The 21,959-nt window shown below is 59.0% G+C and carries 23 protein-coding genes; 11 read left to right on the top strand and 12 right to left on the bottom strand.

Features of this window, described 5'->3' with window-relative positions; all coding sequences use genetic code 11:
- Positions 1 to 91: 91 nt before the first annotated feature.
- The 5 genes from DTP52_RS14120 to acs form a co-directional block, all read right to left on the bottom strand.
- Positions 92 to 856: an ABC transporter ATP-binding protein gene (locus DTP52_RS14120; RefSeq protein WP_109753908.1), complete on the bottom strand. Its 765-nt coding sequence runs from the start codon at positions 854 to 856 to the stop codon at positions 92 to 94.
- Positions 857 to 912: 56 nt separating this feature from the next.
- Positions 913 to 1,611 (bottom strand): ABC transporter permease, encoded by a 699-nt coding sequence (locus tag DTP52_RS14115; protein WP_109753907.1) that lies wholly within the window; start codon positions 1,609 to 1,611, stop codon positions 913 to 915.
- Positions 1,608 to 2,297: an ABC transporter permease gene (locus DTP52_RS14110; protein WP_109753906.1), complete on the bottom strand. Its 690-nt coding sequence runs from the start codon at positions 2,295 to 2,297 to the stop codon at positions 1,608 to 1,610. Before DTP52_RS14110 ends, DTP52_RS14115 begins: the two co-directional genes overlap by 4 nt.
- A 90-nt stretch (positions 2,298 to 2,387) precedes the next feature.
- Entirely contained in the window at positions 2,388 to 3,161 is a 774-nt protein-coding gene (locus tag DTP52_RS14105) for an ABC transporter substrate-binding protein (RefSeq protein ID WP_109753905.1), read from the bottom strand.
- A gap of 711 nt (positions 3,162 to 3,872) precedes the next feature.
- Entirely contained in the window at positions 3,873 to 5,828 is a 1,956-nt protein-coding gene (gene acs / locus DTP52_RS14095; RefSeq protein WP_109753904.1) for an acetate--CoA ligase, read from the bottom strand.
- Between the two features lie 431 nt (positions 5,829 to 6,259).
- On the opposite strand from acs, the gene DTP52_RS14090 reads away from it, so the two are divergent.
- The 4 genes from DTP52_RS14090 to DTP52_RS14075 all read left to right on the top strand — a co-directional run bounded on the left by DTP52_RS14090 (position 6,260) and on the right by DTP52_RS14075 (position 9,800).
- Positions 6,260 to 6,523: a DUF2790 domain-containing protein gene (locus DTP52_RS14090; protein WP_053147209.1), complete on the top strand. Its 264-nt coding sequence runs from the start codon at positions 6,260 to 6,262 to the stop codon at positions 6,521 to 6,523.
- A 31-nt stretch (positions 6,524 to 6,554) separates the two neighbouring features.
- Positions 6,555 to 6,770, top strand: coding sequence for a hypothetical protein (locus tag DTP52_RS14085; protein ID WP_109753903.1), 216 nt, complete (start codon positions 6,555 to 6,557; stop codon positions 6,768 to 6,770).
- 490 nt (positions 6,771 to 7,260) lie between these two features.
- Positions 7,261 to 8,508 carry a ribonucleotide-diphosphate reductase subunit beta gene (locus DTP52_RS14080; RefSeq protein ID WP_024776511.1) on the top strand — a complete coding sequence of 416 codons (1,248 nt, stop codon included), beginning with the start codon at positions 7,261 to 7,263 and terminating at the stop codon, positions 8,506 to 8,508.
- A gap of 302 nt (positions 8,509 to 8,810) precedes the next feature.
- On the top strand, positions 8,811 to 9,800 hold the full coding sequence (locus tag DTP52_RS14075; RefSeq protein WP_109753902.1) for a hypothetical protein: 990 nt from the start codon (positions 8,811 to 8,813) through the stop codon (positions 9,798 to 9,800).
- Here the strand turns inward: DTP52_RS14075 and DTP52_RS14070 are convergent, their stop codons facing one another.
- Together DTP52_RS14070 and DTP52_RS14065 are read right to left on the bottom strand one after the other, a co-directional pair.
- Positions 9,801 to 10,994 (bottom strand): DUF3298 domain-containing protein, encoded by a 1,194-nt coding sequence (locus DTP52_RS14070; protein WP_109753901.1) that lies wholly within the window; start codon positions 10,992 to 10,994, stop codon positions 9,801 to 9,803. It lies immediately after the preceding gene.
- 126 nt (positions 10,995 to 11,120) lie between these two features.
- Positions 11,121 to 11,933, bottom strand: coding sequence for a sulfite exporter TauE/SafE family protein (locus tag DTP52_RS14065; RefSeq protein WP_109753900.1), 813 nt, complete (start codon positions 11,931 to 11,933; stop codon positions 11,121 to 11,123).
- A gap of 112 nt (positions 11,934 to 12,045) precedes the next feature.
- Here DTP52_RS14065 and DTP52_RS14060 point away from each other — a divergent pair, with 112 nt between their 5' ends.
- Positions 12,046 to 12,834 carry a helix-turn-helix domain-containing protein gene (locus DTP52_RS14060; RefSeq protein ID WP_109753899.1) on the top strand — a complete coding sequence of 263 codons (789 nt, stop codon included), beginning with the start codon at positions 12,046 to 12,048 and terminating at the stop codon, positions 12,832 to 12,834.
- 70 nt (positions 12,835 to 12,904) lie between these two features.
- Positions 12,905 to 13,222 carry a helix-turn-helix transcriptional regulator gene (locus DTP52_RS14055; protein ID WP_060740988.1) on the top strand — a complete coding sequence of 106 codons (318 nt, stop codon included), beginning with the start codon at positions 12,905 to 12,907 and terminating at the stop codon, positions 13,220 to 13,222.
- Positions 13,223 to 13,239: 17 nt separating this feature from the next.
- Here DTP52_RS14055 and DTP52_RS14050 read toward each other — a convergent pair whose 3' ends face one another.
- Positions 13,240 to 14,298, bottom strand: coding sequence for an MBL fold metallo-hydrolase (locus DTP52_RS14050; RefSeq protein WP_109753898.1), 1,059 nt, complete (start codon positions 14,296 to 14,298; stop codon positions 13,240 to 13,242).
- Between the two features lie 189 nt (positions 14,299 to 14,487).
- Here DTP52_RS14050 and DTP52_RS14045 point away from each other — a divergent pair, with 189 nt between their 5' ends.
- A complete protein-coding gene (locus DTP52_RS14045; RefSeq protein WP_109753897.1) occupies positions 14,488 to 15,096 on the top strand; it encodes a TetR/AcrR family transcriptional regulator in 609 nt (202 codons plus the stop codon).
- 15 nt (positions 15,097 to 15,111) lie between these two features.
- Here the strand turns inward: DTP52_RS14045 and DTP52_RS14040 are convergent, their stop codons facing one another.
- Positions 15,112 to 15,645: a DUF1003 domain-containing protein gene (locus tag DTP52_RS14040; protein WP_109753896.1), complete on the bottom strand. Its 534-nt coding sequence runs from the start codon at positions 15,643 to 15,645 to the stop codon at positions 15,112 to 15,114.
- A gap of 92 nt (positions 15,646 to 15,737) precedes the next feature.
- Positions 15,738 to 16,685, bottom strand: a complete 948-nt coding sequence (locus tag DTP52_RS14035; protein ID WP_109753895.1) for a LysR family transcriptional regulator — start codon at positions 16,683 to 16,685, stop codon at positions 15,738 to 15,740.
- A gap of 14 nt (positions 16,686 to 16,699) precedes the next feature.
- Here DTP52_RS14035 and DTP52_RS14030 point away from each other — a divergent pair, with 14 nt between their 5' ends.
- Entirely contained in the window at positions 16,700 to 17,410 is a 711-nt protein-coding gene (locus DTP52_RS14030) for a CTP synthase (protein ID WP_109753894.1), read from the top strand.
- Positions 17,407 to 17,721 carry an antibiotic biosynthesis monooxygenase gene (locus DTP52_RS14025; RefSeq protein ID WP_109753893.1) on the top strand — a complete coding sequence of 105 codons (315 nt, stop codon included), beginning with the start codon at positions 17,407 to 17,409 and terminating at the stop codon, positions 17,719 to 17,721. The genes DTP52_RS14030 and DTP52_RS14025 overlap by 4 nt, the downstream gene beginning before the upstream one ends.
- Before the next feature lie 155 nt (positions 17,722 to 17,876).
- Here the strand turns inward: DTP52_RS14025 and DTP52_RS14020 are convergent, their stop codons facing one another.
- On the bottom strand, positions 17,877 to 18,203 hold the full coding sequence (locus tag DTP52_RS14020; protein WP_109753892.1) for a DUF2025 family protein: 327 nt from the start codon (positions 18,201 to 18,203) through the stop codon (positions 17,877 to 17,879).
- 245 nt (positions 18,204 to 18,448) lie between these two features.
- Here DTP52_RS14020 and DTP52_RS14015 point away from each other — a divergent pair, with 245 nt between their 5' ends.
- Together DTP52_RS14015 and DTP52_RS14010 are read left to right on the top strand one after the other, a co-directional pair.
- Positions 18,449 to 19,576, top strand: a complete 1,128-nt coding sequence (locus DTP52_RS14015; RefSeq protein WP_109753891.1) for a glycerophosphodiester phosphodiesterase — start codon at positions 18,449 to 18,451, stop codon at positions 19,574 to 19,576.
- 151 nt (positions 19,577 to 19,727) lie between these two features.
- A complete protein-coding gene (locus tag DTP52_RS14010; protein WP_053124450.1) occupies positions 19,728 to 20,033 on the top strand; it encodes a PepSY domain-containing protein in 306 nt (101 codons plus the stop codon).
- Between the two features lie 79 nt (positions 20,034 to 20,112).
- On the opposite strand, the gene DTP52_RS14005 is transcribed toward DTP52_RS14010, so the two are convergent.
- Positions 20,113 to 21,738 (bottom strand): methyl-accepting chemotaxis protein, encoded by a 1,626-nt coding sequence (locus DTP52_RS14005; RefSeq protein ID WP_109753890.1) that lies wholly within the window; start codon positions 21,736 to 21,738, stop codon positions 20,113 to 20,115.
- Positions 21,739 to 21,959 lie beyond the last annotated feature (221 nt).

Raw genomic sequence — 21,959 nt, 5'->3', positions numbered from 1 at the left:
CAGTGTTAAAGCCAAAAGCGGCTGCAACCAAATTAGACCATCTGGCGCGCGGTGCGCAGCATGACCCAAATCAGGTGCGTAACGGGAGCGATTACTTGAGGCTGCCCGAAAGAAATTGTTGCAAGCGCTCCGATTGCGGATTGACCAGCACTTCGCGCGGGTTGCCGCTTTCTTCGACGAGACCTTTGTGCAGGAATACCAACTGGTTCGACACTTCACGGGCAAAACCCATTTCGTGGGTCACCACCACCATGGTCCGGCCTTCCAGGGCCAGGGCCTGCATCACTTTGAGCACGTCGCCCACCAGTTCCGGGTCGAGGGCCGAGGTCGGCTCGTCGAACAGCATCACCTCTGGCTCCACCGCCAGCGCACGGGCAATCGCCACGCGCTGCTGTTCGCCGCCGGACATATGGCCCGGATAAGCGTCCTTGCGATGCGCCACGCCAACCTTGTTCAGGTAATACTCAGCTTTTTCGCGAGCCTCGGCCTTGGCCACGCCCAACACATGCACCGGCGCTTCCATGATGTTTTCCAGCGCGGTCATGTGGGACCACAGGTTGAAATGCTGGAACACCATCGATAGTCGCGAACGCATGCGCTGCAACTGCTTGGCGTCCGCAGCCTTCAAGGCGCCGTCCTTGCCGGCCACCAGCTTCAGCTCTTCGTTGTTGAGCAGAATCTTGCCGGCGTGGGGTTGCTCAAGCAGGTTGATACAGCGCAGGAAGGTACTTTTGCCGGAACCACTGGAACCGATGATGCTGATCACATCGCCGGCGGCGGCTTTCAGGGACACGCCCTTGAGCACTTCGTGACTGCCATAGCGTTTATGCAGGTCTTGGACTTCAAGCTTGTACATGCGGTCGGTTCTCACAAAACGTCAGTCGTTGAGCAGTCGATCGGATCGATGCGTTATCAGTGCTTGCGCGGGGCCAGGTAACCCAGCCAGCGGCGTTCGGCCAGTTTGAACAGGCGCACCAGGATGAAGGTCAGGCACAGGTAGAAAACGCCGGCCGTGATGTAAGCCTCGAACGGCAAGTAGTACTGCGCATTCACCGTGCGCGCGGCACCGGTGATGTCGATCAGGGTCACGATGGACGCCAGGCTGGTGGTCTGCAACATCATGATCACTTCGTTGCTGTATTGCGGCAGCGCCCGACGCAAGGCCGACGGCAGCAGGATCCGGCGATACAGCTTGTAGCGCGACATGCCCATGGCCTTGGCCGCTTCGATCTCACCGTTAGGCGTGGCCCGCAGGCTGCCGGCGATGATTTCGGCGGTGTAGGCGCTGGTGTTGATGGCAAAGGCCAGGCACGCACAGAAGGTCGCGCTGGACAGCCACGGCCAGAGGAAGCTTTCACGCACGATCGCGAACTGCGCCAACCCGTAATAGATCAGGAACAGCTGCACCAGCATCGGCGTGCCGCGAATCACGTAGGTGTAGAGCCACGCCGTCATGTTGACGAGCGGCTGCTTCGAGACGCGCATCAGCCCCAGGGGCAGCGCCGCCAACAGACCGAAGAACAGCGACAGCGCCAACAGCTTCAAGGTGGTCAGCAGGCCACTGAAGTACAGCGGCAAGGCTTCATAGATGACGTTGTAGTCGAAGATCATAGATCAGCCGCCCTTACGCCTACCGAGTAGCGCTTCTCGAGGTGACGCAATGCCAGCAACGAGACACTGGTAATCACCAGGTACATCGCCGCCACTGCGAGGAAGAAGGTGAAAGGCTCGCGAGTGGCATCCGCCGCCTGCTTGGCCTTGAACATCATGTCTTGCAGGCCCACCACGGAAATCAGCGCGGTGGCCTTGGTCAATACCAACCAGTTGTTGGTGAAGCCCGGGATCGCCAGGCGAATCATCTGCGGCACCAGCACCCGGAAGAACACCTGGAACCCGTTCATGCCGTACGCCATGCCCGCCTCGGCCTGGCCCTTGGGGATCGCCATGAATGCACCGCGAAAGGTTTCCGACAGGTAGGCACCGAAGATGAAGCCCAGGGTGCCGATACCGGCCGCCAGCGGGTTCAGGTCGATGTAGTCGTCATAGCCGAGCATCGGCGCCAAGCGATTGAGCAAGTCCTGACCACCGTAGAAAATCAGCAGGATCAGCACCAGGTCAGGAATACCGCGAATGACCGTGGCATACAGGTCGCCCAGCCACGCCAGCCAGCGCACCGGAGAGAGGCGCAATGCGACCCCGATCAGCCCCAGGACAATGGCCAGGGCCATGGACGACAAGGCGAGCTGAAGCGTCAACCATGCGCCATCGAGGATGACAGCCCCGTAGCCTTTCAACATGATTCAGGTCCTCGAAAGTGGGATGAAAAAATGGCGCAAACCGCAGAAATCCTGTTGCTTGCGCCATTTCGCACGAGTGGCGGGACGTCGTTACTTGCCGTAGATGTCGAAAGCGAAGTACTTGTCCTGGATTTGCTTGTATTTGCCGTTCTCGCGGATGGCGGTGATCGCGCCATTGATCTTGTCTTTCAGCGCATCGCCCTTGCGAACCGCGATTCCAATACCGTCGCCGAAGTATTTCTCATCGGTGAAGGCCGGGCCGACGAACGCAAAGCCTTTGCCGGCGTCGGTTTTCAGGAAACCGTCATCCAACAGCGTGGCATCTGCCACGGTACCGTCGAGACGGCCGGCAGCCACATCCAGGTAGATCTCGTTCTGCGAACCGTACGGCTTGATCTCGGCACCCAGCGGGGCCAGGACTTCACGGGCGAAACGCTCGTGGATCGAACCGCGCTGTACGCCAATGTTCTTGCCCTTGAGCTCGGCCAGGTTGTCGCCGACCTGGGTGCCAGCCTTCATCACCAGACGGGCCGGGGTGTTGTAGTACTTGTTGGTGAAATCAACGGACTTCTTGCGGTCTTCAGTAATCGACATGGACGACAGGATCGCATCGATCTTGCGCACCTTGAGCGCCGGGATCAGACCGTCGAACTCTTGCTCGACCCACACGCACTTGACCTTCATCTCTTCGCACAGCGCGTTGCCGATGTCGTAGTCGAAACCGACGATACTGCCATCCGGAGCTTTCGAGGCGAACGGAGGGTAAGCCGCTTCGATACCAATCTTCAGGGGCTTCTCATCAGCGAAGGTAGGCAGGGACAGCACGGACAGTGCCAGGGCGCCAAGCAGCACAAGTTTCTTCATCTTGGAACTCCATCGGTAAAGGGCGAAAACGGCAGAGTGAGCAACAGCCCAATATGCGAATGGTGGAACGAACTTTGGTGCTGCGTCCTAGGAAGCTCACGTTTTATTCAACGCGAGCCACGACGAGCGAGTGATCGGCATTCTAACGACAGGCCCGAAGCCGATATTTCTTCAATGCGACAACAAATTACAGAAGCACCGAGAAAGCGGTTCAAGCTCATTGACAGCCTCGCAAATTCATGCAAGAGCAAAAGAAGGGAAACCGATCTATGCTGCAAATAGCGGGCCCATTATTCGCAAACCCTTCTAATCCGGCAAGCACAGCGTGTCGGCTTATTTTCCGAGGCACCTGGAACCGCCCTGTAACGGGGCTTCACGTTTCACATCGCCCCGTTGTGGCGCCTTTGGTTACACATTTCGAAACACCGGTAACGTTCAGACAGCTCTTACTTTAAACGCCGATATTTATTCATCCTCCGACCCCGTGGCGAGGGAGCTTGCTCCCGCTGGGCTTCGAAGCAGCCCCAAAGCCAGGCAGCGCGGTCGTTCAGTCATACCGCGTTGGCCGGTTTACGACTGCTGCGCAGCCGAGCGGGAGCAAGCTCCCTCGCCACAAAGGCACCACACTTCAAGCCCTCCTAGCGCTAGCGACCATAAAAAAGCCCCACCCGGCAAATACCGGGCGGGGCTTTTCGGTGTTACTGGCGACCGTCAGGCCACGTTCATGGTCTTGTGCGTCTCGATCAGATGCGCCACCACGCCCGGATCGGCCAGGGTGGAAATATCACCCAAGCCGTCGTACTCCGCCGTGGCGATCTTGCGCAGGATGCGGCGCATGATCTTGCCGGAACGGGTTTTCGGCAGCCCCGGGGCCCACTGGATAACGTCCGGCGAAGCAATCGGACCGATCTCCTTGCGCACCCAGTTCTTCAGTTCCAGGCGCAGGGCTTCGCTGGTTTCCTCGCCAGCATTGAGGGTCACGTAGACATAGATCCCCTGCCCCTTGATGTCGTGCGGCACACCCACCACCGCCGCTTCGGCGACTTTCGGGTGGGCGACCATGGCGCTTTCGATCTCGGCGGTACCCATGCGGTGACCGGACACGTTGAGCACGTCATCCACCCGCCCGGTGATCCAGTAGTAGCCGTCCTCGTCGCGACGCGCACCGTCACCGGTAAAGTACATGCCGCTGAAGGTCTTGAAGTAGGTGTCGACAAAACGGTCGTGGTCGCCGTACAGCGTACGTGCCTGGCCTGGCCACGAATCGAGGATGACCAGGTTGCCTTCGGCAGGGCCTTCGATCAGGTTGCCGAGGTTGTCCACCAGCGCCGGCACCACACCGAAGAACGGACGCGTGGCCGAGCCTGGTTTCAACGCCGTGGCGCCCGGCAGTGGGCTGATCAGCACGCCACCGGTTTCGGTCTGCCACCAGGTGTCGACGATCGGGCAACGTTCCTTGCCGACATTCTTGTAGTACCAGTCCCAGGCTTCCGGATTGATCGGCTCGCCCACTGAGCCCAACAGGCGCAGGCTGCTGCCATCGGCGCCTTCGACAGCGGCGGTGCCCGAGGCCATCATCGCGCGGATGGCGGTCGGCGCGGTGTAGAGGATGCTGACCTTATGCTTGTCGACGACCTTGGCCACCCGAGTGATATCCGGGTAGTTCGGCACGCCTTCGAACAGCAGCGTGGTCGCGCCATTGGCCAGCGGGCCGTAGACGATATAGCTGTGGCCGGTGACCCAACCGACGTCGGCGGTGCACCAGTAGACTTCGCCCGGCTTGTAGTCGAACACTCGCTCATGGGTCAGCGCCGCGTACAGCAAATAGCCGGCCGTGGTGTGCTGCACCCCCTTGGGCTTGCCGGTGGAACCGGAGGTGTAGAGGATGAACAGCGCTTCTTCAGCGCCCATTTCCTTCGGCGCGCAAACGGTGCCGGCCACTTTCATCAGGTCTTCGTACCAGATGTCGCGGTGCTGGTTCCACTTGATGTTGCCAGCGGTGCGCTTGCACACAATGACTTTCTGGATGCTGCTGGTTTCCGGGTTGGTCAATGCGTCATCGACGTTGGCCTTGAGTGGAATCTTCTTGCCGGCGCGAATACCTTCGTCGGCAGTGATGACTACTTTGGATTTGCAGTCGATGATCCGGCCGGCCAGCGCTTCAGGCGAGAAACCGCCGAACACCACCGAGTGGATCGCACCAATCCGGGCACAGGCCAGCATGGCGACCACGGCTTCAGGGATCATCGGCATGTAGATCGTCACCACGTCGCCGCGATGCACGTCCTGGCCACGCAAAGCGTTGGCGAACTTGCAGACTTCTTCATGCAGCTCGCGATAGGTAATGTTGCGGCTCTCGGACGGGTCATCGCCCTCCCAGATAATCGCAACCTGATCACCGCGCTCGGCCAGATGACGGTCGAGGCAGTTGTAGGAAACGTTCAAGGTGCCGTCGGCGAACCACTTGATGTCGACATGGTGATCATCGAAGGACGTCTGCTTCACCGTGGTGAAAGGCTTGATCCAATCGAGGCGCTTGGCCTGCTCACGCCAGAAGCCGTCCGGGTTGACGACCGACTGCTGGTACATAGCCTTGTAGGTCGCCTCGTCAGTCAGCGTATTAGCCGCAACCTCGGGGCGAACGGGATACACAGAAGCCGCACTCATCTTTCTTACCTCGGAGACATAGTTGTTTTTGTACGGTCCCGTTGTAGCCCGGGGCGGGCCTATAGAACCATTCGACGATGGTAGTAACAAGTCCCTACAAAATGTCGGTACTAACGTGCAAGGCTCTGCCTGCGGGGGTTTTCCTGTGTGGGAGCGAGCCTGCTCGCGATGGCGGCGGCAAATCCAACATAGATGCAACAGACAACACCCGCCACCTGCAGCGATTATTACCAGATCAACCAACAGTGTTTATCAAAACCCGGTCTTTTTGCGATCACCCCCTCCCCCTAAAATCCATCTCGCCAACCGGCAAACACGATTAACGCAACACAGCCCCCACGAAGGCCGTTAATCCAACTTCCAAAACTTGCTCCACACGCAACCCCAAAAAGGTTGCGTGACCCCACTCGACCTCAAGAAAGGTGAATTAGATGAAAGCTTTATGGGTTCTGGTCCTCGGCAGCCTTTGCGCCACCGCGATGGCAGACGAGGCCCCGACCGACGTCGCACAGCAAAAACCGGCCATTGAGGAGTACACCTACTCCACCCACCTGGACATCGCCAAAGTCATCTCCATGAGCGAAATCCCCAATGTCTGCGAAGTGGTCCCGGCGAAAATGGAATACGACGACTCCAAGGGCCAGCGCCACATCCTGCGCTACAGCGTCATGGGCAACGGTTGCTCCAACGGCTGATCAATCTTTGAACGAATCAGGAGCAACCACCATGAAAGCCCCACTGATCCTCGCCTTGACCCTATCCGTACTGGCCACCAACACCTTCGCTGCCGACGGGTTCGATCGCACCGGTTCAGCCGCCGCGATCAGTCGGTACGACGTGGCGGATTCCGCCATCATCGCGACTGACGACTACACCACCACGACACCAACCACTGTCGCCTCAGATGGCAGCGATCACACCGGTTCCGCCCATACCGATTGATCATTACTGGCATTTTCCATGGCCCGATTTCGATCGGGCCTGGTTGTGTCTGCAACCGCCGAAAACCCTCCACAAACACAACATGTAGTGTAAAACCGCAAAAAACGCTCGTTTTTTGATCAAAAAAAACCGCCATCCGATCCATGCAAAAAAAATCTTCGGCGGCCAAAGCCTTGTAAACACTCGCTCCCAAGCGGGTATGCCCTTCGCTGTCCCTTCTGTGAGCCATTTCGCCGCAGCACGTAGGCAAAAAAGTCCTTATAATGCCGCCTCAAACGGGCCTGCAATATTCCCTTACAGGGAATCAAGCCAGCCTGAAGCCCACGCCAGGACCAATTCACCTCCTTGCGTTCACCGCCGCTTCAGAATGACCCGTACATTTTTCTGTTTATTGCCTGCGTCAGCTGCTGCAACAAACGATTTTTCAAGATCCACCGCGGCCAGTAGGCCTTCATCGGGCATCTGGCCCTCACGCAGGAGACGACACGTCATGCTGAGCTGGGACGAATTCGACAAAGAAGACGGCGAAGTCGCTGTCAAAGGCGCCAACGCCGGCCACGCTTCTGAAGCCAACATGGACCGCCTCGACAGCGCCGGCGGTGCCGCCGCCCTCGAAGCCCGGGCCGTGACGGCCAGCGACTCGGCCGCGATCATTCGCGCCAAGGCCGCCCTCGACAAACTCGACGTCGCCGAAGGCCTCGCTGAACTCGAAGGCGCCTCCGCCCGTGTCGCCGTCGATGAAAAACGCATGATCAACTGCCGCGCCGACCTCAACCAGCTCGTGCCGTTCAAATACGACTGGGCCTGGCAGAAGTACCTGGACGGCTGCGCAAACCACTGGATGCCGCAAGAAGTCAACATGACCGCCGACATCGCCCTCTGGAAAAACCCGGAAGGCCTGACCGACGACGAGCGCCGCATCGTGATGCGCAACCTGGGCTTCTTCTCCACCGCCGACTCCCTGGTTGCCAACAACCTGGTCCTGGCCGTGTACCGCCTGATCACCAACCCGGAATGCCGCCAGTACATCCTGCGCCAGGCTTTCGAAGAGGCGATCCACACCCACGCCTACCAGTACTGCATCGAATCGCTGGCCATGGATGAAGGCGAGATCTTCAACATGTACCACGAGATCCCATCGGTCGCGAAAAAAGCCGCCTGGGGCCTGAAATACACCCGTTCGATCTCCGATCCGAAGTTCGAAACCGGCACCCCGGAAACCGACAAAGAACTGCTGCGCAACCTGATCGCCTACTACTGCGTCCTGGAAGGCATCTTCTTCTACTGCGGCTTCACCCAGATCCTGTCCATGGGCCGCCGCAACAAAATGACCGGCGTCGCCGAGCAGTTCCAATACATCCTGCGCGACGAATCCATGCACCTGAACTTCGGCATCGACGTGATCAACCAGATCAAAATCGAAAACCCGCACTTGTGGGATGCCGAGATGAAGGAAGAAGCGACCCAGATGATCCTGCAAGGGACTCAACTGGAGATCGAATACGCCCGCGACACCATGCCTCGCGGCGTGCTGGGCATGAACGCGGCGATGATGGAAGACTATCTGAAGTTCATCGCTAACCGTCGCCTGTCGCAGATTGGTCTGAAGGAAGAGTACCCAGGGACGACTAACCCGTTCCCTTGGATGAGCGAGATCATGGACTTGAAGAAAGAGAAGAACTTCTTTGAGACTCGGGTGATTGAGTATCAGACGGGTGGGGCTTTGAGCTGGGATTGATACCTGAGCTCATAACGATTTGACGATGGTTACCTGCGTCGAAACGTAAATAAAAGCCCCGATCCGATCGGGGCTTTTTATTGGGTCGAGATTATTCGATATGGGTGACTTGTGGGTTATCTCAGGGCCCAGCGGGAGCAAGCTCCCTCGCCACCAGTCGGGGCCAGGCTGATGGTTGTGTTGTGTCATTGGGAATCGCGAGCAGGCTCGCTCCCACAGGGTTTGTGGTGGATTCAAACAAGGGGTGCAGCCCGCCGCGCCCTTCGGTATTAATACACTTCCTCTCACGGACCCGAGCCCCGATGAAATTCGACACCGCCTACTGCCTCAGCCTCGATGCCAAGCTTTCGATCTATGACGTTCGGGATCTGAATTTCGACGAGACCATGGCCTTCGATTCAGCCAAGGAGCGCTTTCAGTGCCCCAACGATGCCTGCCGGGCGGCGTTTGATGAGGACAATCGGCTAACGACATTCAACGCCAAGAACGTCAATTACATCCGCACGCCGCATTTCAAGAATCAGCCAACGACCCAGCATATCGAGGGCTGCCCTTATGTCAGTCCGAAAACGCCGGGGTTGGGTGCGGAGAGTGGCGAAGCGGAATCGGATGACGACCGTGAGGAACATTTTCCGTCGGAGCTGTTGCTGACTCGGCGTCAGTACGTGCGTAAACCGCTCAATCAGTTGAAGGACGTCGAAGCGAATCAGCCTACGTCGCCCAATCTATCGTCCCACGGTGATGACACTCGTTCCGCCCATGATTCGACACCCGACAAGACCAGCGTCTTCGCCCATCCAGTGGAGTGTTTCGTCTCGAACTTCGATAACAAGGACCTGCTCAAGCGCATGCCGCTGAAGATTGGCGAGCACACGGCGCCCTATGCCTCGTTCTTCAAGAAGATCGATTACCTGCTGGACAACAAGGGGTTGATTTACTGGGGCAAGATCAAGGAGATCAAGGATTACACCCAGAGCTTTCGCATCGACTTCGAAGCCAAGGTCTGGTTCAAGCAACCGGATGAAGCGAAGAAAAAGCCTTACTCAGTCAACGTTTACCTGAGCAAGAAGCTGATCGACAACTACCGCAAGCGCAAAGCGTTTCTGGAAGAGATCAAGCATGCCGTCGACAGTGAGCGGGATTTGTATTGCTTCTTTTATGGCGTGACGCCGGAGTTGAAGCAGGTGCCGAGCAAGAAAAACCCCGAACAGACATTCGGGGTGTTCAGTGCCAATATCGAGAACCTGGACCACTTCATTATTCGGGAGGCGCCGGGGTTGGCTGAGGGCTAGTCACTCATCCTGGGGTAATTGAAGTTTGACCGCACCGGGGTGTTGTTTTACGACGGCGTACGGCAGCACCGACCAGCCTGGGTCATCACAGACGCGTTGCGCGCGGGCGAAGAACGGTCCCAGGTACAAACCTTTTTCGGTGAAGTACCAATTGGAATAGCCCCAGACGCCCTCATCGGTGTAGTCGCAGCTGTCCTCATCCGTTGGTTTCAGCATCTCGTCGGGGTACAGCGTGGTGAATTGCCTGATCAGCCATGGCGCGAATACTTCGCGTTGGTAAGTGTATCGCGCCCTGCTCTCTTCATCGGTCAAAGGGGCATCACCCGCGTCGTCGTGGCCGGCGTGCAGCGGTGGCTTGTCTGTGCCAACCCAGAGCACGTCTTCCAGCGACAGAGTGTGGCCGGTGTGCGCGTCGAGCGTGAGCGGCGAATTGCCAAAATCCGGGTGGACGCCGCCGCAGTAATAGCTGGTGGAAATGTTCAGGCTGATCACATCGGGCGATAGGTATTTGGGCGCGACGCCTTGGTCGAACTCGGCATTATCGGCCCCCTGCAACAAACAACCGTAGTAGCTGATGACTTCGGTCCAGAGGCGCCCCAACAATTGCCGATTGACCCGCTGCAGCTCATCTTTCGAGTAGCCGGACTCGACGCTGAACATGGAAATACCGGATTGTGGCTCCGTCCACCATTGCAAGTCATGGCCCATGAAAGATTCTTTCTTGCCCGGTTTGAGTTTCAAACCTTGCAGACGGAGATACTCATAAGGGTCACTTTTTTGCAGCTCGGCGATAACGGGGGGAAGATCGGCCCCAGGAGCCGGGAGCCTGGCTTCGGTCACCTGCACGGGCAGAACTTTGCCCTTGGGGCTTTTCCATTCACCCTGCCAGCCGTTGGCCGTTTTTTGCAACGTCAGGGTTGGCAGTGATTGGCCGTCGTCGTAACGGGTACCGCCCTCGACCAGCGTCAGGGTCTTTTCTTGCAGCGAACCGCTCAACCCCAAGTCACGATGGTATTTCTCATAGAAATAGCGACCGATGACTTCGTCCTCTTGAACGGTGTTGAGTCCCAGCACAATCGGCATCTTGCCCAAGGTTCCGGTAAAGACGCGGCTGCTTCCTTCGGCACTGGCTGTCGAACAGAGCGCGAGCAGGCACGTGGCGCTGGATGCGAGGAGTAACAGTCCTTTGAACATGGAATCTTCCTGGAAAGAAGCGAGTGCTCGCTTGGGAAAAGAGTGGCGCGGAGTATGGCGAATCTGAACTCCGGAATCGATATTTCACTCCTTATCATGGGATTTCAAACAACGCCGCGTAGCGAGTTACTGTACCGATATGCCCAGCATCACGACCACTAGCAACCCGAGATAGACCCAAGCGTGAAGTCGATCCGGTATGCGCCCGATCCAAGGTGTAGCAAAGCGAATCCCCACTAACGATCCTATCGTCAAAACCGCGAACGCCTGCAAATCCAGATACCCGACAAGCCAGGGCCCCAAATCCCTGGTAACCCCCGCCATGGCCATGTAAGTCAGCGTTCCGGCCACCGCGACCGGCAAACTCAATGGGTTCGCCATAGATGTTGCCTGGGACATACTCAGCCCACGACGACGCAGCAACGGCACAGTCATGACGCTACCTCCTACGCCCAAAAACGTAGCAATGGCGCCGATGACGACTCCACCTCCCCATACTTCTGCCCTGCCCAATGGACGTGGGGCTACAGCGTCAGAGTGTGTAAGAAAACCGCGTCTGAACAGGCAGTCCAGAATCGTGATTCCCAGATAAACGATGAAACCATAGCGAATCACTTCGCCGCTCGCCCAAATCGCTGCCACGGCTCCAACGACTGCGCCCAGGCCGATATAGCCGGCCAACGGCCAAAGGTAGCGGCGAAGGAGGTTACCGGCGCGGTGATGCTTTGCGGTGGCGATCAGCCCGTTGACCACCATCACGCAGGTGGAGGTGGCCACAGCAATGTGCATCGCCGATTGGCCGGTGGGGTCGTCAACACCGTGGCTAGCTGTAAGCATGCGATACATCAAGGGCACCACGACGAAGCCACCACCGAAACCAAACAGCACCGCCGTCACGCCACTCAGGCAACCGAAGCACGCGAGCAATACATAGAACATCGAGGCGAATCCATGAAAAGGGAGGCGCCCACGATAGGTAAGCGAAGCCTGGCCTGCTGTAGCAAACCAGCCAATAATGTTCGCATTTACGCCAATCACGAATGGCTCATCGATGCGCAACACCTCGATCGATTTATTGGATGCGATACCCAGGGCTGTCGTCGCCATCGGCACCGATTATCCCCACGGACATTTATTGCCGCTGCACCACCATCGCCGGGCGCAGTTACTGTATGGCGCCACTGGCGTGATGCAGGTCAGCACCGAGGACGGCAATTGGGTGGTGCCGCCGCAACGGGCGGTGTGGATTCCGCCAGGGGTGGCCCATGAAGTGCTGATGCTGGGCGTCAGCACCCGCAGTCTGTACATCGAGCCGGCGGCGGTGACGGCCATGGATGCCCGCTGCCAGGTCATCAATGTGTCGCCCCTGATGCGCCAGCTGCTGTTGGAAGCCGTGGAGCTTGCGCCGGACTACGACGAGGCTGGACGCGATGGTGTGTTGATCGACCTGCTCCTGCACGAACTGCTGCGCAGCGCACATCTGCCGCTGCACCTGCCACTGCCCAAGGATTCACGCCTGCTCGGCCTGTGCCAAGCGTTCCTCAAGCATCCCGATGCCCATGCCTCGCCCGTGGGATGGGCGGCGCAATTGCATATCAGCCTACGGTCGTTCAATCGTCTGTTCAGCCGGCAAACCACGCTGAGTTTCAGCCAGTGGCGGCAGCAAGCGTGTGTCATGGCGGCGTTGGCCCGCCTGGCCGAAGGTGATGCGGTGACGCGAATAGCCCTTGATCTGGGCTACGACAGCCCCGCTGCGTTCTCCACCATGTTCCGTCGGGTCCTGGGCCACGCCCCGAGTGCCTGGTTAGAAAAGACCACTGGTCACCGATCAAAAAAATGAGATTGATCCGGGCTCAAAACAACTGTACAAAAACACAGTATTTTTGAATCCACAGCTTTGGAGAACTCCCATGGCCTCTCTCGCAATCAAAACCACTCTGGAACGCATCGCTGTCTATCAATTCACCCCCGCCCACAGTGCACAGGCCCGAGCTATGCTGGGCTGGAGTGTCGAGGAGCTGTCCCGCCAATCCGGTGTCTCGGTCCAGGCCATCCGCCGCTTCGAGGCCGGCGGCGAGTTGCTCGATGTGACTCGCCTGGCCCTGGCGTTTCGCCTGGAAGCCGAGGGCCTGGTGTTCTTCCCCGGCTTCGCACCGGGTCGCGGCATGAATATCAAGGGCGCGACGCCGGATCCCATGGGGCGACCCGATTACGCAATGATTGAATAGCGCAGGCTCCGCGTGCGCTACGCGATGCCTGCCTGGTCCTGATACGCCGAGGGCTCCACGTCCAGCCACCAGGCCCGGCCACGTTGCGGCTGCGTCAGGGTGAATGCCTCGCCCATTTGCGGCGTGGTGATGCAGACGTTGCGCTCCCAAGCCAGGGCCAGGATGCGGTCGAAGGGTTCGTACCAGGCATGCATCGCCAGGTCGAACGTGCCGTTGTGGATCGGCAGCAACCAACGGCCCTTGAGATCGATATGAGCCTGCAGGGTTTGCTCCGGTTGCATGTGCACATGGGGCCAATCGACGTTGTAGGCGCCGGTTTCCATCAGCGTCAGGTCAAAGGGCCCGTATTGCGCGCCGATGCGTTTGAAACCGTCGAAATAGCCGGTATCGCCGCTGAAGAAAATTCGGCTGGCGCCGTCGATCATCACCCACGAGGCCCACAAGGTGCTGTTGCTATCGAACAGGCCGCGTCCGGAAAAGTGCTGGGACGGCGTAGCGATGAACTCGATACCGTCCACCTCGGTACCTTGCCACCAGTCCAACTGCTGCACCTTGTCGGCGTCGATGCCCCATTTGATCAGGGTGTCACCCACGCCAAGAGGCGTCAGGAAGTGGTGAGTCTTGGCCGCCAGCTTGAGGATGGCCTGATGATCGAGGTGGTCGTAATGATCGTGGGAAAGGATCACGGCTTCAATCGGCGGCAACTCTTCCAGGCTGATGGGCGGCTGATGAAAACGCTTCGGGCCGACCCATTGCACGGGCGAGGCGCGTTCGGAAAAAACCGGGTCAGTCAGCCAGAATTTGTCCCGCAGCTTGAGCAGAACAGTGGAATGGCCGAGGCGCCAGACGCTGTTGTTAGGCGCGGCCAACAGCGCGGCGCGCGTCAACGGTTGAACCTCGATGGCGCCCGCAGGCCGGGTGGTGCGCGGCTTGTGGAAGATCATGTTCCAGATGATGCGCAGGGTGGTACCAAAGCCTTCCCGAGGAGTGAAGGCGTGGTTGCGATACTTGCCCTGTTCCTGCCGGGATGAAGGGAGGGCAGACGGGCTGTCGGTGGAAAAAGAGGGAATGGTCATGGTGCGATAACTCCAAGGACGTCGTCGCAATTGCGCTTCGCCGTTGTGGGACGCTGGATGGCCGTTGCATGCACGCTCAGCCGTCTGACTCAAAACTACACCACTCGGTGTAGTTTCTAGATTGCATGAATCCCGAGAGCAAGTAAACTTCCGAGTGTAATTTCTATCATCTCAACCGACGAATTGCCCATGACCGCACCGCAGCGCCTTACCGAGCGAAAACGCGAAGCCATCCTCCAGGCCGCGATTGCTGAATTCCGTAGCAGCGGTTTCGAGATCACCAGCATGGACAAGATCGCAGCGACAGCCGGCGTATCGAAACGTACGGTGTACAACCATTTCCCGAGCAAGGAAGAGTTGTTTGCCGAAATTCTGAATCGGTTATGGAACAGCATTACCGCAGAACAGGACATGCCCTACAGCCCGCAAAAGCCGCTACGGGATCAGCTCCAAACGTTGCTGCAAGCCAAACTGCACATGCTCGCAGACGAGAACTTCCTCGACCTGGCGCGCATCGCCATCGCCGCGACTATCCACTCCCCCGAGCGCGCCCAAGACATGGTTGCGCGCATGGGACAACGTGAGGAAGGCTTGACTGCCTGGATTCGCATGGCCCAGGCCGATGGCCGCTTGAAGCCCGTGGAACCGGCATTTGCCGCCCAACAAATGCATGGGCTACTCAAGACGTTCGCCTTTTGGCCGCAGGTTTCGATGGGACAACCAAGCCTGACCCTGGATGAGCAGACCCAGGTTATCGAGTCGGCCCTCGACATGTTCCTGAGCCGTTACCAAGCCTGATCAGCCAATGGAGGACTACTGCATCGATGGGTTGTGCATGACCTTCTGATGCAGTTCGGTAGTCAAGCTGTCGATACGCTCGGTCAATGCCTTGGTCATTTCCGTCAGGCGGGTGTTCTGTTCCAACAATTCGAGCAACTGCGCCGTATTCTGCGCGGCCTGGGCCTGGCGCTCGCTGTTGGCGATGGCCAAGGCTTCGCGATGCTGCGCATCGGCTTCCGCCTGGGCTTTGTCTCGGGCGGCCTGGCGGGTCTGCGCCAGCAAAATCAGCGGCGCGGCATAGGCCGACTGCAGGCTGAACGCCAGGTTCAGCAAGATGAACGGGTAGGCATCGAAATGGACGACGCCCAACAGGTTCAGGCTGACCCATATCAAAACGATCACTGTTTGCGCGCCGAGGAACATCGGAGTCCCGAAAAAACGCGCGAAAGCCTCTGCTCTCAACGCAAAGCGGTCATTGCCAAAGGTCGGCGCCAGATGAGCGTGAGGGCGATGAAAACGCAAGTGGTCAACGGGTGCGGATGGGGTGGGTTGGGAAGACTTCGTCATCGTGATGTTCTCTGCCAAGGGCGGGTGCTCAGCGCACTATAACCGTTGGGGGACCGTCATCCAGAGTCATGCGCACCCTGCCCCGTTGAAAGTCAGCGCCAGCGCAGATTGCGCCCCAGCTCATCGAACAAGGTCACCACCGAACGCAAGGTCCGGCAGTCCGGACGAGTCAGGAGCCACAGGGCCGTGTCATATCCCTCCAGCGGTTCGCCAAGGGGCATCAGGCCCTGGCGCTCATCGATCAGAAAGTCCGGCAGCGCCGCAACGCCCAAGCCGGCTCGCACCAGCTCTGTGATCGAAAGCATGCTGTTGCAGCGATAAGCAGGCACCACGCCGGGTAGAGATTGGCGGCGCCAGGCCACGGTGGGGTGATCGGGAAGGAAGTCGTCCGGCGCGATCCAGGTCATGGAGGCCAAATCATCCGGACTCCCCGCGCGCAGATACGTAGTGCCGGCACATACCCGGTAAGTCACGCGCCCCAGATTTCGCCCAACCAGGTGTTCCGGCGGCGTACGGGTCAAACGCAACGCAATGTCGGCATCACGGCGGCTCAGGTTGGCGAAGTCGTTCGAGGTGCTCAGCTCAAGGGTCAATGCCGGGTAGTCGGGCATGAACCTCGCCAACGCCGGCAGCAGCAATGCTTGCAGGACCGAGTCGGTGCACGTCAGTCGTACCGTGCCGCTGACGACCTCGCCCCCCTGCTCCACACCGATCCGCGCTGCCTCCAAAGCCTGCTCCGCGCGCTCGGCCTGCTCAGCCAATGCTTGGGCCAGGCTCGTGGGCAGGTATCCAGAACGACTTTTTTCGAACAAGGGTTGGCCCAGGGCCGCCTCGAGTCGGCGTACCGAGCGGAATACCGTGGACACATCCACTTGCAGCAGTCGCGCAGCCCGAGCCAGTGAGCCACCACGGACCAGCGCGAGGATCAGGGACAGATCCGGGTAGTCCAGACGATAGTGCGTCGATGCATTGAACACTTGGATAAACGCCAATATTGATTGCGTGAACGCCAATCTATAGTGGCGACCAGCAATCAACAAGCGGCGAACATCCCATGGAAAACCAGCGTTCTTTACACATCGCTCTGGTCGGCGACTATGACCCACAGATAACGGCCCATCGGGCGATCCCCCGCGCCCTTGAGCTCATCGCCAGGCAAACCGGACAAGAGAGTAGCTGCCAGTGGTTGGCAACCGACGCCATCGCCGACAACAACGTTCTGGATGACTTCGATGGCGTCTGGTGCGTGCCCGGCAGTCCTTACCGAAGCGAAGACGGCGCCTTGCACGCGATTCGTTTTGCTCGGGAACAGCGTCGCCCTTTCCTGGGCACCTGCGGCGGCTTTCAGCATGCCTTGCTGGAATACGCCCGTAACGTGATGGGCTGGGCCGATGCCGCCCATGGCGAAACCGCTCCCGAGGCTGAGCGGGCCCTGTTGACGCCGCTGAGCTGCGCCTTGGTCGAAACCATCGACAGCCTCCAGCTCGAAGTGGGTTCCCTGATCGCCAGGGCCTATGGTCGCCAGACGATTTTCGAGGGCTATCATTGCCGTTTCGGGGTCAATCCGGATTTTGAAAAAGACTTGCTGAGCCAGCGTCTGCACGCCGTGGCCCGGGATTCGGCTGGCGACCTGCGGGCGGTAGAGCTGCGCGATCATCCATTCTTTGTCGCGACGCTATTCCAACCTGAACGTGCTGCGCTGGAGGGGCGCATGCCACCGCTGGTCAACGCGTTTGTCGAAGCCTGCGCCAGGGCAACACGATGAGTGCCCATTACTATGCGGTGATCTTCACCTCCCTGCGCACCGAGGGTGACCAAGGCTACGCCGAAGCCGCCGAGCGCATGTTGGCCTTGGCTCGAGAGCAGCCAGGGTTTCTCGGCGTCGAATCGGCCCGCGGTGAAGATGGCTTGGGCATCACCGTGTCCTACTGGAGCAGCGAAGCGGCGATCCTGGCCTGGAAGCAGCATCCCGAGCATAGCGCGATCCGCGAGCGTGGCCGCTCCACCTGGTATGCCTACTGCCACACGCGGGTGTGCAAGGTTGAACGCGATTATGCGTTCCAACGCCAAACCTGATGCTTGAATCGGTGCTGAATGTTCCACCGTCTTCGCGAGCAAGCCCACTCCCACACTGAATCTCGGGTGTTCACAGAGCCTTCCTTCACCACAAATCCACTGTGGGAGCTGAGCTTGCTCCCACAGTGTTCCTTGTTCAACTCGAGATCCCGGCTTCAGCCTGTCACCAACTGCCGCACCGCCACGATTTCCGGCAGGTCGCTGCGGGCCATGTACACCCGTAAAGGTTCGGTGAGGTTGATGCGGTCGTCGATGTGCTGGTCCAGCAACAACTGGATGCGCTCGCGCTTGAGGGCCATGGTGCCGTCTGCCACCTCAGCCCAGACAAACTCGCTGGCGGGAATGATGCCGTCGTCGGCCACGTCCATGCCAAAGGCGTCTTCGCTGAAACGTACGATGTAGTGGCCGGTCTTGCGGTTCAGACCGACAAACCCCTTGAGCTGGTCGGCGGCCTGGCAGATGAATGTCGAAGTGGTGCGCATGGTAAACCTCATGGATGCGTCCCTCGGGACGTCTGATCGATGGTTTACACGCAGGGCAAGTGAACGATGGTTTCGGGTTTCCCTCTGCCGGGGAAACTGGTGCTGCCAAGGGTACTGCAAAGCATCCTGGAAATGCGTGGGAAAATTCTGCTTTGCACACGTTTATGTCGGTATGGCGATAGCGCCGACAGCGTTCAGTTGCTAAAAGATAGGTTTTTGCACACACCCACGAAAGGATTTCGAGCATGCCTGTCACTTTTACCCGCAGCGCCTTGGTGCTGAGCCTGTTGCTCGGCTTCGGCCAGACACAAGCCTCCGAGGCCCCGCCCCCCAAGGCGCTGGCAGCCCTCCAGGGCATTCCGCACCCGGCGGTCATCGCCCACCGTGGTGCCTCGTTCGATGCGCCGGAATCCACTGCCGCCGCCTACAAACTGGCCCGCGACCTGGGCGCCGACTACCTGGAACTGGACCTGCAACGCAGCAAGGACGGCGTGTTGTTCGTCCTGCATGACGACAGCCTGCTGCGCACCACGGATGTCGCGGCCAAGTTTCCCGAACGCAAGGACAGCACCGCCAACCAGTTCACCATGGCGGAACTCAAGACTCTCGATGCCGGCAGCTGGTTCAACACCGCCTACCCGGACCGTGCCCGCCCTTCATTCGCCGGCCTGAAAATCCTCACCCTGGATGAAGTGATCGACATCGCCGAGGGCAACCCGCTGCACAAACCAGGGCTGTACATCGAGACCAAGGAGCCGAAGCTGTTCCCCGGCATCGAACGTGATCTGAAGGACAAATTGCAGGACCGCGGCTGGCTGAGCCCGGCCGGGTCGAAACTGGCCAAACGCGCCACCGGGGTCGGCCAGGGCAAGGGCAAGGTGGTCTTGCAGACCTTTGAAAAGAGCAGCCTCGAACTGCTGCACAAAGAGATGCCGAAAGTGCCGAAGATCCTGCTGTTGTGGGTGGGCGAAGGCAACATCGAGCCCAAGTCCAAGGTGCCTTTTGCCCAATCCGGTGAAACGGACAAGGCGGTCTATTACGCCAAGCAGGAACCCAAGGACAAGGCCGAATTCGAAAAGTGGGTCCAGTACGCCAAGGCTCAGGGTGCGATAGGCACCGGACCGTCCGCCGCCTTGACCCACGGCGGTAGCCAGAGTTACTCGGACCTGGTGCAACCGTGGATGAACCAGTACACCCATGACCAGGGTCTGCTGGTGCATGTCTACACCGTGGATGAAGCGGTGGACTTCAAGAAAGTCATGGATGCCGGCGTCGATGGCATCTTCACCAACCGCGCCAGTGAACTGCTCAACTACTTCAAGCGCCCCGAGACTGGCAGCGTCGCGCAGTTACTGGAAAAGAACGGCTACTGAACCCGAACACGCCTATGGGGGAGGACTTTGCCCCATAGGCCCCCACTCGGCACTTCAGAAGTTTTTTCGAATTAAGGGTGAATTAAGTTGCCACAGATAATCTGGCACCACTTAAACGACTCCCCCCTTAATGACACCAAGGAAAGAACTTATGAAAACTTTGACTGCCCTGTTCACCGCTGCCGCCCTGACCCTCACCGCTGGCCTGGCCCAGGCCGATGTACGCATCGACCAGATCCCACAACTGGTCAAGGAAGGCAAGATCAAGTCCCTTGAATCGATGAACGAAGAAGCCCTGAAGTTGCACCCGGGCGCGACCATCACCGACACCGACCTGGACAATCATTTCAACGGTTATGAGTATGAAGTCGAATTGAAAACCGCCGACGGTAAAGAATTCGACGTGGACTTTGATGCCACGACCGGCAAGGTCTTGAGCAACAAGCAAGACACTTGATCCATCAGTAGAAAAGAGCCGCGTAACCTTGGGGTTGCGCGGCTCTTTTGCGTTTATCGATAACTAACGCGAACTACCGTCAGGCACTCAACCGTGCCGTCACTTCATTCAACTGCCCCGACAAGCCATGCAGATCCCGACTGGCGGCTTCGGTGCGTTGCACATTGTCCAGGTTAGTGCTGGCTATGCAGGTGATTTCAGTCAGGTTGCGCGAAATGTCTTCGGCCACGGAAGTCTGCTCCTCGGCAGCGGTGGCGATCTGGCGGTTCATGTCGCGAATGGCTTCGACTGCCTGGGTGATGCGCTCGAGCATCGCACCGGCCTGGGTCACTTGCTCCACGCTTTCTTCGCTGCGGGACTGTCCACTCTCAATGGCGTGGGCCGCGTCCACCGCACCGGTTTGTACAGTCTGGATGATCTGGTTGATCTCGATGATCGACGACGCAGTGCGCTGGGCCAGGCTACGCACCTCATCGGCAACCACCGCGAAACCGCGTCCCGCCTCCCCGGCCCGCGCCGCTTCAATGGCAGCGTTGAGGGCCAGCAGGTTGGTCTGCTCGGCAATCCCGCGGATCACTTCCAGCACCTTGCCGATACGCCCGCTGTCGGTTTCCAACTGACGGATGACCGTGGCCGTGTTGGCGATCTCGCCGCGCATCCGGGTGATGGTGTGGATGGTCCCTTGCATGACCTTTTCGCCCTGTTGCGCCGATTGATCGGCATCATCGGCCGCCCGCGCCGCGTCGGCGGCATGGCGGGCCACTTCCTGGGCCGTGGCGGACATTTCGTTCATCGCCGTCGCTACCTGATCGGTGCGTTCGAATTGCTCGCTGGTGCCCTGGCTCATCAGGCTGGCGATGGCATTGAGCTCACCGCTGGCACTGTCCAGTTCCGTGGCACTGCGTTGCAGGCGGGTAAAGGTTTCAGCCAGGAAATCACGCAGTGTGTTGGCCGCTACCGCCAGATTGCCCAGTTCGTCCTGACGGTTGCTCGTCACACGCTCGGCGAAACGCCCATGACTGAGTCGGGTCACGTATTCGATCAGGTTACGGATCGGTTGAACCAGGTTGCGATTGACCAACCACAGGCTGAACAACCCAATCAACATGCCCGACACCAGCATGATCACCGTGCCGAGCATGATCGTGCGATCGGCATCGGCGCTGATCAGCATCGATTGCTCGGTGCCCAACTTGCGCAGCTCCACCACCAGCGCACTCATTTGCTCACTGGCCGCACGGTCCACGCCCTTGACCGCCGCATCGCCCGCCGCTGGATCGCCACCGGAGGCGACAAAGGCATCACGGCCCTTTTGGTAGGCCGCGCCCAACTGACGATGCTCATCGCGCAGAGCCTCGATACGGGTCTTGATGGGCGCCGGCACACCTGCACGCCCGATCAATTCGCCGAGGATGCCTTGGACATCACGCTGACGCTCCTCAAACTGCTTCCAGTATTTATCCAGATCCGCCGGCTGCTTGCCGCGCAGCAGAACGTTTTTCCATTCCTGCACCTGCACCTTGAACTGCAGGTTGGCCTCATCGATCAACTGCGAGGCACGCAACGGCCCCTCGATCAGGTTGTGATAGTTCTGGACGCCATTGGAAAGGAAATGAAAGGACGCCAGGGCGATCAGCAACATCGCCAACAGGCTGCCGCTCAACAAGGCGAGAATCTGGGCTCTGAGGGATTTCTGTAGAAACATGGGAGGCAATCTCTAAGCGAAAAGAACAGGAACGACGTCCCGACCTCCATGTCCGCAACACACCGCGTCGCAACCCGAATACCGGGATATGTACACACCATCGGCCCGCCTGAAGGCATTCTTGAGCCCTGGCGACTGCCGGTAGTGCCAGCCCTTCGCGGCGCCCATAGAACTGTCACAAAACCATCAAGAAAGCTTGCGATGATGGCACTTAAGTGAAC

The organism is Pseudomonas sp. 43mfcvi1.1 (assembly GCF_900115935.1).
GTDB classification, from domain to species: domain Bacteria; phylum Pseudomonadota; class Gammaproteobacteria; order Pseudomonadales; family Pseudomonadaceae; genus Aquipseudomonas; species Aquipseudomonas bijieensis.
Note: the sequence above shows the minus strand (reverse complement) of the source record. Positions and strands in the feature narration are given on the sequence as shown.

Coding starts and splice junctions, on each gene's coding strand:
- DTP52_RS14120 (WP_109753908.1), bottom strand. CDS start 856: ATGTACAAGCTTGAAGTCCAAGACCTGCATAAACGCTATGGCAGTCAC.
- DTP52_RS14115 (WP_109753907.1), bottom strand. CDS start 1,611: ATGATCTTCGACTACAACGTCATCTATGAAGCCTTGCCGCTGTACTTC.
- DTP52_RS14110 (WP_109753906.1), bottom strand. CDS start 2,297: ATGTTGAAAGGCTACGGGGCTGTCATCCTCGATGGCGCATGGTTGACG.
- DTP52_RS14105 (WP_109753905.1), bottom strand. CDS start 3,161: ATGAAGAAACTTGTGCTGCTTGGCGCCCTGGCACTGTCCGTGCTGTCC.
- acs (WP_109753904.1), bottom strand. CDS start 5,828: ATGAGTGCGGCTTCTGTGTATCCCGTTCGCCCCGAGGTTGCGGCTAAT.
- DTP52_RS14090 (WP_053147209.1), top strand. CDS start 6,260: ATGAAAGCTTTATGGGTTCTGGTCCTCGGCAGCCTTTGCGCCACCGCG.
- DTP52_RS14085 (WP_109753903.1), top strand. CDS start 6,555: ATGAAAGCCCCACTGATCCTCGCCTTGACCCTATCCGTACTGGCCACC.
- DTP52_RS14080 (WP_024776511.1), top strand. CDS start 7,261: ATGCTGAGCTGGGACGAATTCGACAAAGAAGACGGCGAAGTCGCTGTC.
- DTP52_RS14075 (WP_109753902.1), top strand. CDS start 8,811: ATGAAATTCGACACCGCCTACTGCCTCAGCCTCGATGCCAAGCTTTCG.
- DTP52_RS14070 (WP_109753901.1), bottom strand. CDS start 10,994: ATGTTCAAAGGACTGTTACTCCTCGCATCCAGCGCCACGTGCCTGCTC.
- DTP52_RS14065 (WP_109753900.1), bottom strand. CDS start 11,933: ATGTTCTATGTATTGCTCGCGTGCTTCGGTTGCCTGAGTGGCGTGACG.
- DTP52_RS14060 (WP_109753899.1), top strand. CDS start 12,046: ATGCGCAACACCTCGATCGATTTATTGGATGCGATACCCAGGGCTGTC.
- DTP52_RS14055 (WP_060740988.1), top strand. CDS start 12,905: ATGGCCTCTCTCGCAATCAAAACCACTCTGGAACGCATCGCTGTCTAT.
- DTP52_RS14050 (WP_109753898.1), bottom strand. CDS start 14,298: ATGACCATTCCCTCTTTTTCCACCGACAGCCCGTCTGCCCTCCCTTCA.
- DTP52_RS14045 (WP_109753897.1), top strand. CDS start 14,488: ATGACCGCACCGCAGCGCCTTACCGAGCGAAAACGCGAAGCCATCCTC.
- DTP52_RS14040 (WP_109753896.1), bottom strand. CDS start 15,645: ATGACGAAGTCTTCCCAACCCACCCCATCCGCACCCGTTGACCACTTG.
- DTP52_RS14030 (WP_109753894.1), top strand. CDS start 16,700: ATGGAAAACCAGCGTTCTTTACACATCGCTCTGGTCGGCGACTATGAC.
- DTP52_RS14025 (WP_109753893.1), top strand. CDS start 17,407: ATGAGTGCCCATTACTATGCGGTGATCTTCACCTCCCTGCGCACCGAG.
- DTP52_RS14020 (WP_109753892.1), bottom strand. CDS start 18,203: ATGCGCACCACTTCGACATTCATCTGCCAGGCCGCCGACCAGCTCAAG.
- DTP52_RS14015 (WP_109753891.1), top strand. CDS start 18,449: ATGCCTGTCACTTTTACCCGCAGCGCCTTGGTGCTGAGCCTGTTGCTC.
- DTP52_RS14010 (WP_053124450.1), top strand. CDS start 19,728: ATGAAAACTTTGACTGCCCTGTTCACCGCTGCCGCCCTGACCCTCACC.
- DTP52_RS14005 (WP_109753890.1), bottom strand. CDS start 21,738: ATGTTTCTACAGAAATCCCTCAGAGCCCAGATTCTCGCCTTGTTGAGC.